Annotated in this window: 10 protein-coding genes and 1 pseudogene; 10 read left to right on the top strand and 1 reads right to left on the bottom strand. The window is 59.0% G+C overall.

Features of this window, described 5'->3' with window-relative positions; translation table 11 throughout:
• Positions 1-261 precede the first annotated feature (261 nt).
• From AC0L3J_RS27750 to AC0L3J_RS27790, 9 genes and pseudogenes are all read left to right on the top strand, one after another.
• Entirely contained in the window at positions 262-3375 is a 3114-nt protein-coding gene (locus AC0L3J_RS27750; RefSeq protein ID WP_473349033.1) for an EAL domain-containing protein, read from the top strand.
• Positions 3376-4202: 827 nt separating this feature from the next.
• Positions 4203-4570, top strand: a pseudogene (locus tag AC0L3J_RS27755) (GGDEF domain-containing protein).
• A gap of 552 nt (positions 4571-5122) precedes the next feature.
• Positions 5123-5980, top strand: coding sequence for a hypothetical protein (locus AC0L3J_RS27760; protein WP_473349034.1), 858 nt, complete (start codon positions 5123-5125; stop codon positions 5978-5980).
• 130 nt (positions 5981-6110) lie between these two features.
• Complete coding sequence (locus tag AC0L3J_RS27765) at positions 6111-6617, top strand: PRC-barrel domain-containing protein (RefSeq protein WP_473349036.1); 507 nt, start codon at positions 6111-6113, stop codon at positions 6615-6617.
• Positions 6618-6959: 342 nt separating this feature from the next.
• A complete protein-coding gene (locus AC0L3J_RS27770) occupies positions 6960-7424 on the top strand; it encodes a hypothetical protein (protein WP_473349038.1) in 465 nt (154 codons plus the stop codon).
• 2058 nt (positions 7425-9482) lie between these two features.
• Positions 9483-9689 (top strand): hypothetical protein, encoded by a 207-nt coding sequence (locus AC0L3J_RS27775; RefSeq protein ID WP_473349039.1) that lies wholly within the window; start codon positions 9483-9485, stop codon positions 9687-9689.
• 61 nt (positions 9690-9750) lie between these two features.
• Positions 9751-10047: a YciI family protein gene (locus AC0L3J_RS27780; RefSeq protein ID WP_473349040.1), complete on the top strand. Its 297-nt coding sequence runs from the start codon at positions 9751-9753 to the stop codon at positions 10045-10047.
• 45 nt (positions 10048-10092) lie between these two features.
• Positions 10093-10563, top strand: a complete 471-nt coding sequence (locus AC0L3J_RS27785) for an SDR family NAD(P)-dependent oxidoreductase (RefSeq protein WP_473349041.1) — start codon at positions 10093-10095, stop codon at positions 10561-10563.
• Positions 10461-10865 (top strand): SDR family NAD(P)-dependent oxidoreductase, encoded by a 405-nt coding sequence (locus AC0L3J_RS27790; RefSeq protein ID WP_473349042.1) that lies wholly within the window; start codon positions 10461-10463, stop codon positions 10863-10865. Before AC0L3J_RS27785 ends, AC0L3J_RS27790 begins: the two co-directional genes overlap by 103 nt.
• A gap of 1473 nt (positions 10866-12338) precedes the next feature.
• On the opposite strand, the gene AC0L3J_RS27795 is transcribed toward AC0L3J_RS27790, so the two are convergent.
• Positions 12339-12542: a hypothetical protein gene (locus tag AC0L3J_RS27795; RefSeq protein ID WP_473349044.1), complete on the bottom strand. Its 204-nt coding sequence runs from the start codon at positions 12540-12542 to the stop codon at positions 12339-12341.
• A 1170-nt stretch (positions 12543-13712) separates the two neighbouring features.
• Here AC0L3J_RS27795 and AC0L3J_RS27800 point away from each other — a divergent pair.
• On the top strand, positions 13713-14147 hold the full coding sequence (locus AC0L3J_RS27800; RefSeq protein ID WP_473349045.1) for a hypothetical protein: 435 nt from the start codon (positions 13713-13715) through the stop codon (positions 14145-14147).
• Positions 14148-14228: the final 81 nt, after the last annotated feature.

Here is a 14228-nt window from a genome sequence, read left to right on the forward strand (position 1 = left end):
ATGGCCAGCGGTCATGAGTACCGCACAAGAAGGCCGAACACATGGCTGCTCCGACCAACGCCGCAAGTGAAGATTCTCCTTGCCAACCCGGAGCCGTCCACACATGGCCCATCCCTTTCGCTGACATCAGCCGCCGTTGGCCTCTGTGGTGACAAGATACTGTTAACCCCTCACAATTACCGTTTTAACTCGCAGAATACCAACATCATTTACGCGTTATTCCGGACTCTCTCCTAGCCTGGCCGCAGGGCGGAGAAAGAAATGGACCTCGGCAGAACCTCGAACTTGTTTTCGGTCGGACGCCTTACGACTCCGCTCGATCGGGCGCTGCTGGTGGAGCAATTCAAAATTCTCCGAAAGCAGGTGCCCGTTCTGTACGCGGTCCTGTTGCTGGACAGCTTCAGTGTGGCCTGGGTGCTTCCGCAGGAATGTTCACCTTGGCTGCGGTTTGCGCTGCCTGCAATTCTCATGGCCATCTGCATAGTGCGAATGGCGCAGTGGGTGCGGATGCGTTCGTACGAGGTCAGTCCGGAAGACGCTTTCAGCAACCTCTCGAGAATGCGGATTTTTACCGCTCTTCTCACAGGCGGGTTCGTGTGCTGGATATTGGCGCTTATGGAGACTGTGGAGCCGGCCCTGCGCGCTCCTTTGGCATTGCTGGTGTTCCTCGGCTGCATCGGCACGTCTTATTGTCTGGGCAGCTTCCCAGCTGCCTCTCGGCTGACAATGTTGATCGCGGGCTTGCCGATCTCGGGGCGGCTGCTGCTGTCCGGTGATCCACTGCAGCTTTGCTTGGGGCTGAATCTCGCAATGCTCCTGGTCTTGCTCGCGCGAATGCTCAACATCAATTTCCGCAACCTTGCAGGGCTGATCGAGGAGCAGGCCATCTCGGCGGAAGAAGGCGAGCGCGCGCGGGCGGCGGAGAAGAGTGCGATCGCGGAGAAGTCGAAGGCCGACGAATTTGCAGACCGATTCAACACCGCGTTGAACAACATGTCCCAAGGTCTTTGCTTTTTCGATGGGCAACGGCGCCTCATCGTATGCAACCGCCAGTATCTAGAGATCTATGCCCTGAGTCCGGAAAGCGTGCGACCCGGCATGCTCTTGGAAGAGATCGTCCAACTCCGCTACGGGGTCGGCACTGCGCCGAAGATGTCCAGGGAAGAATACCTAAACTGGCGCACTAGCGCCAGCGTGATCGACCAAACCTCCGACACGACTGTCGAGCTGGCCAACGGCCAAATCGTTCGCATTAGGCATCGCCCGCTGGAGGACAATGGTTGGGTTGCCACCCACGAGGATGTCACGGAGCGGTATCGCACTGAACAAGCGCTCGCCGCGGCCAAGGGAGCCGCAGAGCGGGCAGAAGCCGCTGCACGGGCAGCTCACACCCATCTAAAGGAAGCGCTCGACGTCGTTCCGGAAGGACTTGCTGTTTTCGACAAAGAAGACCGACTGGTTCTGTGGAATCGACAGTACGCCGACTTCTACACGGCCAGCAACGATGCGCTCGCGCAGGGCGTTCGGTTCGAGGACATTCTGAGGGCGGGCCTTCAGCGCGGGCAGTACGCCGAGGCGCTGGGAAGAGAAGACGAGTGGCTTACTGAGCGCCTCGCTCGGCACAACCTACCGCGGTCCTCGCATGAGCAGCGGCTTCCGGGCGACAGGTGGCTGCGCGTCGAGGAAAGACGAACGGCAGATGGCGGTACTATCGGCGTCCGCATCGACATCACCGAGCTCAAGGGGCGGGAGGCGTCCTTTAGGCTGCTTTTCGAAGAGAACCCAATTCCGATGTGGGTGGCGGAGGCCGGGTCGCAGCGATTTCTTGCGGCGAATGCGGCGATGTGCAGCCATTACGGATACAGGCAAGACGAGTTGCTCGGGATGACTGAACTTGATCTTAGGAGTGGCCAAGTCGGGCACTCCTCGGATGGAGAGCAAAAAGCCGCGAGTCACTGCACACGCGCCGGCGAGGAACGGGAAGTGGTCGTTGAACGTCGTTCTTTGACGTACGACGGCAAACTTGCACAGGTCGTGGCTGCATTCGATGTGACAGAGCGCAACCGAAGCCAACGCAGGATCGCTCATCTCGCGTCCCATGATGCCCTTACCGAACTGCCGAACCGGACCGCGCTTGACGGAGCCCTGAATGCTGCGATGAACCGGGCCCAGGAAATGGGCAGCAGCGTTGGGGTGCTCTGCATCGACCTCGACCGCTTCAAGGACATCAACGACCTGTTCGGGCATTCAGTCGGAGACGCCGTGCTGCGAGAGACTGCTCGGCGGCTGAAGGAAGTTGGCAATGGAGCGTACGTTGCCCGCGTCGGGGGCGACGAGTTCATGGCCATCACGGAGCAACTGCCGTTGCCCGGCGCTGCCGAGCTCTTGGCTAAAAAGATGCGCCAGGCGTTCGCCGTTCCGATCGAGACGGACGGCCATTGTCTAGAGCTCGATCTTTGTGTCGGCATCGCACTATTTCCAAGGGACGGGGAAGATGCCGACTCGCTGCTCGCCAATGCCGACGCGGCACTCTACCGCGCAAAGCATGACGGGCGAGGGGCCATCCGCCTGTTCACCAGTGCAATGGATCAGCAGCTGCGCCAACGACGTGCGGTCGAGCACGATCTGCGCTCCGCGGTCGAAGAAGGTCAGCTATTCCTCCATTATCAGCCGCAGGTGGATCGCCTCGGCGTGATAGTTGGCCACGAAGCGCTCGTCCGCTGGCAGCATCCCGTCCGAGGCGTTATTGCGCCGGGCGAGTTCATTCCGATTGCGGAAGAGAGCGGATTGATCGCCAAGATCGACGAATGGGTCCTGAGGCAAGCCTGTCGCACAGCGGCTTCTTGGAGCAGTCCACTCAGGATCGCCGTTAACATCTCTGCCGCTCAATTTCGCCGGGAGAACCTCGAAAGACAAGTGAAAGACGCTTTGAAAGAAAGCGGACTTGCGCCGGACCGCCTGGAACTGGAGATCACAGAGGGCGTACTGATTGAGGACGTAGGGCGTGCAAGAGAGACGCTGAACAGACTCAAACTGCTGGGAGTCATGATTGCCTTAGATGATTTCGGGACGGGTTACTCCTCATTGTCATATCTGGACGCCTTTCCCCTGGACCGCATCAAGATTGACCGCAGTTTCGTAGCGGCGTTGGGGACGAGCGAAAAGTCGATAGGGATTGTTCGCGCGGTGATCGGCCTAACCCACAGCTTTGGCATTCCAGTGCTCGCCGAAGGCGTCGAGACGGAGGAGCAGTTCGCAATGCTGGCGTCGATGAAGTGTGACGAAATGCAGGGCTATCTGATCGGACGCCCTCAACGTCTGCCGCCGGACGGAGTGATTGACCTTTGTGGCCCGCGCGTTCACGCGAGCGCCTGATTGCGATTTGAACCATTCAACTCCGCCTCCGGACTGTCAGGAACGAGCGTGCCTACGCAGTTGAAACATGGAAACGACTTGCGCGATGACTCAGCTGGACGATCTCGAGCCGGAGCACGCCATCACGGTCTCAGGGAAGCCTTGCGGCTGATGCAGCAGCTGAACGTTCCTCTATTGCCGCCAACTTCAGCGTCTGGTTCGCTTTCGTTCTGGGCAGATCAGAAGTCCGGCGCACAACTATTGACGGATTCGGATTACATTCCGCTGGCTCATCTTGCGCGAGTTTCGCAAGGTACGCGTCACACTCGAGTCGATTCACGCCGAACTAACCCTCTTCTGCCGAATGTGCGCCCCCGCGAGAAATATTAACAAGCAACCAAGTTGACCCCTGTAATTTTGCGTCATGCAATTAGGGCGAAAGCAATGACGTTTCTCGCGCAATACATCTATTGGGCATGCGTGGCATTGTGGGTCACGGTGCTCTCAAGCGTCATCTATTTCTATGTTCGCAACCCCCGCGCTTTCGGCCACACGCGGCAGCTGCTAACGGTGATAGGTATCGATACCCGCCCGAAATATCCCAGAGAAGACGTACTTCGGTTTTTACTTCGGCGGTAAGTATGGTCTGTTTCCCGCATTGATCACTGATGTTCTTGGTCGGCCTGAGTTGATCATCCTTCCGAAGGTGACCAACGTGATCGCAGGCTGCGTGGTGTTGGGGTTGCTGCTCTTCCACTGGTTGCCTTCCGCCGTCCGAGAGTGGAAGAAATCGGAAGGAGCGAACGCGAGACCTGCAAAACCTTGCCGCGGTCGATCCCTTGACTGGATTGTTCAACAGACGACACTTCGAAGGGCTGGCGCGCGACGAGTTGGCGCGTTCGCATAGGTACATGCGACCAGTATCATTTCTCATGATTGATATCGATCATTTCAACGGGTCAATGACAGCTACGGCCATGAAATCGGAGATTGGGTTCTAAAGATGGTTGCTAAGACCCTGTGGTCCACCAAACGCGATCCAGACCTGATCGCGCGCTTTGGAGGGGAAGAATTCATCATGATGCTGCCGGAGACCCCCTCGGCCGCCAGCGGGGTGGCCGCAACCGGATATGTCTCGCCAAACTGCCGGTCAGCCAGCTTGCTGCTGCCGCGGAGTGATGACAAACGAGCGGTGAGTTACAGCGGCACTGGCTAGGACGGGGACGCGCGCCGGCAAGACAGAACCCGCCGTGGGCGGCCGGACAATCTGCACAATATCCCTTTGCAACTGGTGGCGCGCAAGCGCTGCCGTGATGGCGAGCCGTTAAAGGGCTCTTCCGCGAAACGCGAGGTAAGACCGTGTTGCAACGTCGGCATTTACAATTGGCACCTGACCACAGATGAATTGGTCGCCGCGATCCCGTAGATCAGCGGAACGATCGAGCGGCTTTGGAAATCTCCTCCGCCATTGCCGCGGCCGTAAATGAGCAGGTGCCGTTACGCAGGAAATCTCCCGAACGCGCAGCAGGCGGCGCGGGGCAGGCACGCGGGAGGTCTCAACCAAGATCACCGATGTACCGAAGGGGCGCAATACAGCTCGACATGTTCCAGTTGCTGTCGGCTGCCGAGTCCCTGTCGAAGTATGGCCCCGGGTGGTGCCTCCTCCGCATCTAGCCTCGAAACACTGGTGTCAGCGCTTCAAATGCCTGGAACCTTTGTTCCATCTGGGCATTTTCCAGGCAGCTGTATCGGCTGCTGGGAGAAACAAATGGCAGAAGCATTTCGAGAAGACGCACAGGTCGGAGTGGTTGAACCGTCGGTAGCGGGGGTTTCCTGGGCTGCCGTCTTGGCGGGGGCCGTTGCGTCTCTCGCCCTTACGCTCGTGCTTCTATCCTTTGGCGCAGGCATGGGTTTCTCTGTGGTGTCACCTTGGGGCAATTCGGGTGTTTCGGCGACGACTTTCAAAATCGGAACCGGCCTGTATTTCATCGTGATGGCGATGATCTCGTCCGCGGTAGGTGGTTATCTGGCCGGCCGTCTTCGTACGAAGTGGGTCGGCGTGCAGGCGACAGAGGTGCACTTCCGGGATACCGCGCATGGCTTTTTGGCTTGGGCAGCCGCCTCCGTTCTCGGCGCTGTGTTGCTGGCCGCTCCAGCAACCACGTTGCTGGGGGGGACGCTTGCTGGAGCCACGCAGGGCGCGGCAAACGCCGCACAGAATTCGCCCATGAGCGGCTACGTCGACACGTTGCTGCGCTCGGATAACCCGTCCGGCCAAGGCCAACAGACTGGCGACGGCTCGCGTGGTGAGTTGGTTCGCCTGTTCACGAACAGCTTCCACAACGGTAACGACGTAACTCCTGCCGACCGCACCTACGTTGCCAAGGTGGTGTCAGCCCGGACGGGATTAAACCAGGCCGATGCCGAGAAGCGGGTCAACGACGTCATCACTCAGGTGAAAACGGATCTCGACGCTGCAAGAAAAGCCGCCATGCAGATCGCGATCTGGCTGACGCTTTCACTGTTCATCGGAGCCTTCTCCGCTTCGCTGGCCGCGACCGAAGGTGGCGGGCTTCGCGACGGCACTTGGGGCAAGAAGGGCTACGCCCCCGCAATCAATCGCTAATCCATCGAAAACGAAAGGAGAGACATCATGCCGATTTTGCTTTGGCTCGTCGGGATCCCGATCCCCCTGATCATTCTGATTATGCTGCTGCGCTAAGTACGCCCACTATTCGCAAAACGGAGAAGGACGCATGTCCAAATACCTCGTCGCCGCCTTGCTCACTACGGCATTGTTCACGTGCTCTGCATCGGCGCAAACCGCTTCGACCAAGCCCGCCGGTGATAATGCCGCCTCCTCGCATAAACAAGGCGAATGGCGGGCTTCCAAACTCGTCGGCGTCAACGTCTACAACGAAGCCAACGAGAAGATCGGCGACATCAACGAAGTTATTCTTGACAAGTCCGGCAAGACTGCGAACGTCATCCTGGGTGTTGGTGGATTCCTCGGTATGGGCGAGCACTATGTTGCTGTAACCTATGACAAGCTGAAGTGGGTCAACGAGCCCGTTCGCACGTCGGCGACCACGCCGCCCACCGACAGGCCCACGGTAGGCGTCAACAATGGTGGTGCCGCGACGGGAGAAGTCAACCGCTCCAACCGGCCTGTGCGTGCAGCCGACGAAAACTGGTATCCGGATCATGTCGTCTACAACGCGACCAAGGACCAATTGAAGGCGATGCCGCAGTTCAAATACTAGAGGGCAAACACGCCGCCTCGGACACCCGTTCGAGGCGGCGATTTGTGGCACGCTTAGTGGCGGCCCTTCGCCTCACGCGCAACGTCGAACACCGACCCTGCAGGTCGCGTCACCGACGTACCTTCATCCTGTGACGGCCCAGACGTGTACTCATGAACGTCGGCTTATCGGGGCAAAGCGAAAGCGGCCACCTTCGGCGTAAGGGCGGTTTGTGACCCGACGCGGACATCTATCCAAGTTAGGTTGGTCAACAAACCGCGAATCTCGATCAAGCGGGCGGCTGGACGCAGGTGATAGGCTTTGCCTGGGAAAGATACCTACAAGAGCCATGGCGGAGGAAGCGTGTTCCAAGTGACGGCTGGCACATTGCAGGCCTATCTCGAATTTGATCCGGAGCGGAAGCATGATCTGCTCAACCTCGACAAGCTAATCGCCCGGGCGGCTCCAGCGCTCAAGCGTTTTTTCCATGCAGGGACGCCCGTGGGAGAAGCGGGTATGCGCATGAAGATGATCGGCTATGGGAAATTCCGCTACGCGATTAAATCCGGGAAGAGAACGGAGTGGCCCGTGATTGGTGTCGCTCTTCAAAAAAATTACATCAGCGTATATGTGTCGGTCACCAGGCAAGGTGCGCCGATCGTCCCCAGCTACGCAGGTCGGCTTGGGGAGTTGCGCGTCGGCGCCAACAACTTCAGCTTCGAGAGATTTGATCAGCTGAAACAGAATGCGGTATCGTCGCTCGTCGCGGAGATTGAGCGCATCTTCACGTCCGATCCAGAGAACCCAATTCGATACATGCAAGGATGATGACCTCCTGGCCCGCCAGGTCGCTGTTGGCCCATAGCCGACCTGCCGGAAGCAGCCCGGCCAGGACTGCTCGTGACCCGAGCCGGACTTGAGGCCTACGACCGCTGCTAAGTGCGTTCAGTCCGACCATTCCAAACGGAACGGAAAGCAGCGATTGTTGCACCTCGGATTCTTTGTACGATAGCCCAGGTTGCTGCGAACCAATCCAGCATCAAAAGCTTGGGTTTGACGATCCTAAAGAGCCGCTCAACGATAAGAAGACTCGCTCCGTAGGCGACTACTATTATCGCTATGCCAGAGAGCCAATGACCCTTCCCCGCGACGAGCAGGGCAGCCATCTTCAACGGCTCAACAAGTGTCAGAGGCATCAGAAGCACGAGAAGAGAAGGGTGCGGCTTCAAACTTTGCATACGGCGGCGCAATCTCACCAAAATTGGCATGGGACGCCTAATACGTGACCGGGTGAATAGAGGCATGGGTGAACCTCGTCGGACGCCGAACAATGCTCTTTTGGACTTGGTTGCGCCGCAAGGGTCACTAGCGCAGCCCGAAGAACGACAAACCGAATCCCGATCACAGGGATCAAGCCGACGATATAGATGGATCCCGTTCATTTCCTCGGCTTCACTGCCCAGGTGCAATAGAGCGTCCCTAGGGATGGTTCCCAGTTCCGACCCAGTAACGGAGTCGATTGGGAAACCTTTCAAGGAACGAGACGAGACGTTCCGAGCTTTAACGGATCGAAGCCTCGGAGAATGCCATGAAACTGACCGCTCTTCTCATTGCAGGAGCTCTCACCTGCACTAGCACCTTGACTTTTGCGCAGAGCAGCGGAGGGGGAGGGTCTGGTGGTGCTGGTTCTTCGAGCGGAGCAGCCGGCTCCGGCAGCACGGCAGCGGGATCGATGTCGAGCAACGGTATGGTGAATGGTACAGGAGGTTCGCCGGGACCCAATACAAGCAATGCTCTCAGGCACGGCACAACAGGAGATCGGCCTGGCAACCCGAGTGCTTCCGAGAACGCCTCTTCGTCGGCATCAAGCGGCTATGTAAACGATAGTACGATGAACAAGGCTGTACGGGATCTGGGAAATACAAACACGGGCATTGTGGCGCCCAATCGCTAAGCCTCCGCCCGGTCGTCAGGTTTAACAAAGCTTCGGGTGAGCCCGCGGCTGCATCGGCAGTACGCCATTTCACAGCGCAAAGACGGCACGTCCTGCGCCGCCCCGCGGATGTGATTAGCAGCACATATATCAGAGGTGAGGCACGGTATTGCTCTTCTGCAATCAACCAGCCAGAAGGATATTCACCCATGAAAACCACCCGCACCGCTCTCTTAGTCTTAGCCGCCATAGTTGGAATAAGTGCGTTCGGTACCTCGACGCAGGCATCTTACGCTGGCGGCCTGGGACTGGACTGGCTGTCGAACAAACCTTACGTCGAGTGTATTAAGCAGGCACGGCTGTTTGCCGACGTCAGTAGTATTGTGAGAGGCCCCGTGTACCGGGAGGCTAGCTTTGAGCAGGGGCGTCACCAGTGCAATCGACAGTACTACGGCCATGAATAGGCCGACCGCTCACCGCGAGGGCGCTAGCGCCAGGCCGGCGTGTGCCCTCTCCCAAGTTTCTGGTTTCGCTTGGCAGATGTAGGGAGGAGCTACCAATGCGCTTTTTATTCGCCGGCTTAATTCTGATGTCGATAAGTCTCGGAATGCTTCTTTCGGTCGTGCTCGATAACTGGCTTAGAGGTGGCGTTTACGGTTGGTGGCTCTTGCTCGCCCTTCTCTTGTCGTTCGCGATTCTATGCGTGAGTATTACGGTGTTGACCAGGCTCAGGTGAGCCTCACGAAACTGACGAGTGCGTTTCGCAACTCATCCCTCTTGTTCTGACTTGGGATTTGTGCACGCAAAGCTGCCTTGCCGACGGGCGTAATTTGATAACGCACACCGTGAGACCCCACTGCACTCTCGATCCAACCCTTAGCTAACATTGCTGCCACTGTTTTTCTGCCTGCTGGATACAGCTCGTTCAACAGCAACGGCGGGGACGCGCGGCCATGAACGCGACCTGGCGTAATGGCATTGCGGCCGGCGATCCCGTGGAAGTCGTGGCGGACAAGGTGGTGCAGGCTGCCACTGAAAAGGTCCCCAGCATTCGCTATACGCCCGGAAAAATCGCCGGCCGTCTCCGCCTGATGCGGCGCTTCGTTCCCGAAAAGACCTTCGACAAGAGCTTCCGCAAGCAAATGGGCGTGGCTGATTGATCTCTCAAGTCGAGCGATCGCCAAGCCAACAGATGCGTCTCTTTTATTCGAGGAGCGACCGATGAAGTACTACCTCTGCAAGTATATTCCGCCGCGCCCGGATTTTCTGGCAACCATGAGCGCCGACGAGAAACTCTGGATGAAGCAGCACGGCGCGTTCCTGGATGATTTGCTCGCGAAGGGGCAGATCGTCGCGCACGGCCCCGTGATGGACCGGAGTGGCGGTTATGGCGTGTCGCTCTACGAGATCGCGGACGATCTCGACATCGAGGCGATCACCTCCGAAGACCCTATCGTCAAGAACGGCGCCGGTCACTATGTACATCATCGGATGCTCCATTTGAAAGCGCGCGGCTGACGTCCCGCCTGGATCATTTTAACAACACTCATTGAGGGAACATCCATGACGACCGCACTCATTACCGGCGCATCGAGCGGCATCGGCGCCCTCTATGCCCGCCGCCTGGCCGCACGCGGGCACGATCTCGTGCTGGTCGCTCGCGCGACCGACAGGCTCAATGCCCTCGCCACGGGGTTGCACAATGCGCATGGCATTGCGGTCGAAGTCATCACGGCCGACCTGGTCGTCGAGGCCCAGCTCGAACCGGTTCTCCGACGCCTCCGCGCCGAGCCGCCCATCGACATCCTCGTCAACAATGCCGGCGCGGCCTTGATCGGTGATTTCGCGACCGCCGATCCAACCAAAATGGACGAACTGCTACGGCTCACGTGCTCGCGCCGACGTTGCTCGCCTCCGCCGTCGTCGGCCGCATGGTCGAACGCGGCAGCGGCGCGATCATCAACATCGCATCAGTATTGGCCCTGCTTCCTGAATACTCCCGCGGCATCTACCCGGCGACGAAGTCGTATCTGATGACGCTGTCGCGAGGCCTAGCAGCCGAAGTCGCGTCGAAGGGCGTCTACGTGCCGGCCGTGCTGCCTGCGGCTACGCGCACCGAGATTTACGATCGAGCGGGCGGCGACGCCAGCCAGGTGCCCAACGTGATGGAGGCCGAAGATCTCGTGGATGCCGCCCTCGTCGGCTTCGATCGCAAGGAACTGGTGACAATTCCGCCAGTGCCCGATGTGGCGGCGTGGGACGCTTTCGAGAAGGCGCGCGGCGTTTTGGCTGCGGGGTTCAGCAACTCCAAGCCCGCAGCGCGTTATCGGTCCTGACGCCAGCGTGCGCCATTCGCGCAAACTCAAGAGTGGGCCGAGTCCTAAGCTAAGGTCCGAAAAGCTCCGGCCGCGCCTTCTCCTTCGAAGCTCCGCCGATATGCTTGTCGAGAAGCTTGGCGGCCCGCTCGAGCGCGCCGTTCTCCAGCAGATCCACCGTGAGATTGCTCAGCGGATTCTGATGCCGCTCCCATGACCTGGCAGTTCGGCATCTTCGTTTTCTTGGTGCTCGCAATCTATTACCTGCCGGTGGCGGCGCGGTAGCAAGTCCAGCTTCTCGTGGTAGCCAGCCTGTTCTTCTACGGGTACGGACAACCGGAACTCCTGCTGCTCTTGGGCGCGGCTGTACTCGGAACGTCTGGCCAGAACCGAGCCCCCTACTCGTAAAGCAGCCGACGCATTGGCGGGGGCCGACACCGAACAGCTTTACCTAAAGCTCGCGGAGGACCGCTTGCGAGGAAAGCTCGCGGACTCTGTCACGGAAGCGGACCTGATGCGTCGCTACGGAATTCCACGCCACACCAGAAACGTCCACCCGTGTCCGGTACGCCGCTGCATCCAGCCTTCATTGACGATCCGCGACAGGATGCGGTGTTGGTGAAACCGAAGCGACTGCCGGCGCTTTCCGGCAGATCGTGCGGGACGAGTGGACGGCCTTCCTCGCGCATGCACGCTGAGATGAGAGGACAGGCGGGCGGGTCAAAGCGGCGGTTCGACATCCCGGCCGCTTACTTCCGGTTGAGCACCGTGAGCGGACATGACCAGTGTGGGTCGGGGAGGCCCGAAGATGAGCCAGAAGCTGCCCTGAAGGCTAGCCGCGGCCGTCTCTACCATTTCGCGCTGTTAATTCCTGGTCCAGCTCCTTCAAGCGGACGAGTAGATTTTCCACTATGTCCATGCAATCGGAATGCCTCAACGATTGCACGCCCCGCGCCGCCAACTCGCGCTCCAATATAGTCGCCATGATGCTTTGGATGCTCACAAATTCTCCTGCCGAGCCATTGCTCCCCAGCTACGGCCTAAAAAGGAATTGGGTTCACTCAACGAAAAGCCGCAGCGCGGTTCCAGCCCCCGCTGCGGCATTCCGGATGAAGTAAGAATTGGTGCTCAAATCTCGCCCATGTTCCGATGGTAGAACACCCCGTTCCGAAAATGGACTCCGGACAACTACCGGAATCCGGCTTGTACGCGTTGCCGATATAGGGCGTGGCATCGCTTGGCTTCCAGCCCCCAATGCTCCCGGCTGCCGATTCAATTGCGGATCAGAGGGCCGGAGCCTCGAAAGTGAAGGTCGCAGGAACGGCTGAGAGGCTGCTCCTGCGACCGACGCCGCGACGTTCCGCACGATCGGCGCGGTACCGGTGGACTAGCACAGCGCGTGCCAGCATGAGCCGGCTTGAGGCGGGGGACACAAGAATGAACACGCCGCGCCGGAATGGCCTTGGCCCATCCCGAACCGGAACACCGCGGGTTCTATTTCGCCTTGAGCAACTGGCGTCGAAAGCTGCCCTTCGGCCCAAGTCTCCCCCAAGCTGCCATGCAGAAGCGCGACGTATCCTCATTGTATTGTCGAAGTAGTTCGGCTTCGACTTGGCGACGAAACGTCGGCGCTTCTGGGTCGTCGGAAAGTTCGCTCAACCGAGCCGCGCGGGCCTCGTCTTCAATTTCCTTCTGCATGACTGCGTATCGCGGACATGAGTTCGTTAAGCTGACAAGCGACGCCATTGTTATCGCCGCTATGGCATCCTTTTGGGTGTTGTTCAGCGCACCTGCGGGCGACATCCATGACAATGCTATCAACGCTGCAGTTGCGGGCTTCCCAACGAACACGTCTGCCCCCCGTTACGATGATTGGTAGGCCAGCCGTCGTGAGCCGGCGGCCGTGGCTCAACTTCACCATAGTTCGACCGACAGCGTCTCCGCCAGTGGTGTGTTGCCTTCCTTCTACGCTGACGCGTCATGCGAGAGCTTACCTTTCACTCGGCGGCTTCCGCTTTGCCCAAACCATTGCGACGCTACAGGCGAGCAGAACAATGGACACGACTAAACCCTCTGGCCGCAAAACGGCCAAGAGTATGGCAGTGACTAGGTCGGCCGGGACGTGAGTTGGGCCCAAGAGTAAGACAAATTAGACCGCTACTCAAAGGAAAGGAGGCCACTGGCGCCGCGCCGCGTTTTGCGTGCGGCGGATGCGGTAACCGGCGCCCTGAAGTCAAGCAGGATTTCAGCAGTGGCTAGCCGCCTTAATTTGCGGTGCCGAACGTACGTTAGGCGCTCGGTAAATCGCCAAGCGTCCCCTAAGAAGGGAGGGCGCCTGCCGGCACAAAAGGGCGGGCTAGGACAGCTCAGTTTCGCGTGCAATTTCCAGAAAGAGTCTCGACGGGTCCAACACATCTGGGCGGAGCATGGCGTGGCGCAAAAAGCAGGAATCCCGCACAGACCGCGGCGCTGCCGACAAGAAGGGGGATGTCACGCTTTATCATCAGGGCACCAGATTAGGGCCGCGCGCCGAATAAGACAGTCGCTAAATGCTGGCCTGCCCACGCAAGCTCACCAGTCTGAACGAAGGCCTAGCCGACTTTGTGAGCCGGCGCGAGTTTGAAGCTTGATCAGCGACCGGCATCCGATTCTCGCCAACATGTTAGCAGAATTGGCTAGCAGCCTGGCAAATGCCTCTGTGCGCGCCAGCGCGCCCATCTGAGCCGCTGGAGCGCTCATATGGCAGGCTTTAAGTTGTTAATTGCTTGATGAAGGAACGACCCGGGGCTCGCGGGGCTGGCAGCGGACGCGCCCGGGGGATTGCTCCCGCTCCGCGGTTGCGCCTAGATAGGTTGGGAGGAGATGAAGATGAGCGAGCGGGCCAATTTACGGGAGTTTGCAGCCATCGCCGGCCTCATTCTCGATCAGCTTTTGGAGCAGCACCCCATTCGAGTGAACATCAATGATTTGCCGGTGATGCTGATCATGGGAGTCAATGACCCGACCGAAAAGTTAGAATCTGGTCGCATGTTCAAAGAGGTCTTCGGCGCGACGCTGCAATGGCTCAACGAAGAGGAGTTTGTACATAGCGCAGGGCTTACTCCACGCGAACGCCTCCGGTTGACGACCAAGGCGCTCGCCGCTCTCAACGCTATGCCGCCGAACTTAGGCGGCAAGTCAATTGGAGAATCGATCGCGGAAGCAAAGGATACGTCCGAAGCGCGGAGCCGGATCGCTACGTTCTTTGGCGACTTCGTGGGCTCAGCCGCCGGATCTTTCACAAAGTCAGTTGGTTCGGGGTAGCGGCGCGATGAGGAGCGGCTCAGGCATCCAATTTGCCATCGCAGCCACTGTCTGTTTGGCGGGCTGTTCGTCCACTGCCGA

It is taken from the genome of Bradyrhizobium sp. Kon37 (genome assembly GCF_055807535.1).

Coding starts and splice junctions, on each gene's coding strand:
- AC0L3J_RS27750 (WP_473349033.1), top strand. CDS start 262: ATGGACCTCGGCAGAACCTCGAACTTGTTTTCGGTCGGACGCCTTACG.
- AC0L3J_RS27760 (WP_473349034.1), top strand. CDS start 5,123: ATGGCAGAAGCATTTCGAGAAGACGCACAGGTCGGAGTGGTTGAACCG.
- AC0L3J_RS27765 (WP_473349036.1), top strand. CDS start 6,111: ATGTCCAAATACCTCGTCGCCGCCTTGCTCACTACGGCATTGTTCACG.
- AC0L3J_RS27775 (WP_473349039.1), top strand. CDS start 9,483: ATGAACGCGACCTGGCGTAATGGCATTGCGGCCGGCGATCCCGTGGAA.
- AC0L3J_RS27780 (WP_473349040.1), top strand. CDS start 9,751: ATGAAGTACTACCTCTGCAAGTATATTCCGCCGCGCCCGGATTTTCTG.
- AC0L3J_RS27785 (WP_473349041.1), top strand. CDS start 10,093: ATGACGACCGCACTCATTACCGGCGCATCGAGCGGCATCGGCGCCCTC.
- AC0L3J_RS27790 (WP_473349042.1), top strand. CDS start 10,461: ATGGTCGAACGCGGCAGCGGCGCGATCATCAACATCGCATCAGTATTG.
- AC0L3J_RS27795 (WP_473349044.1), bottom strand. CDS start 12,542: ATGCAGAAGGAAATTGAAGACGAGGCCCGCGCGGCTCGGTTGAGCGAA.
- AC0L3J_RS27800 (WP_473349045.1), top strand. CDS start 13,713: ATGAGCGAGCGGGCCAATTTACGGGAGTTTGCAGCCATCGCCGGCCTC.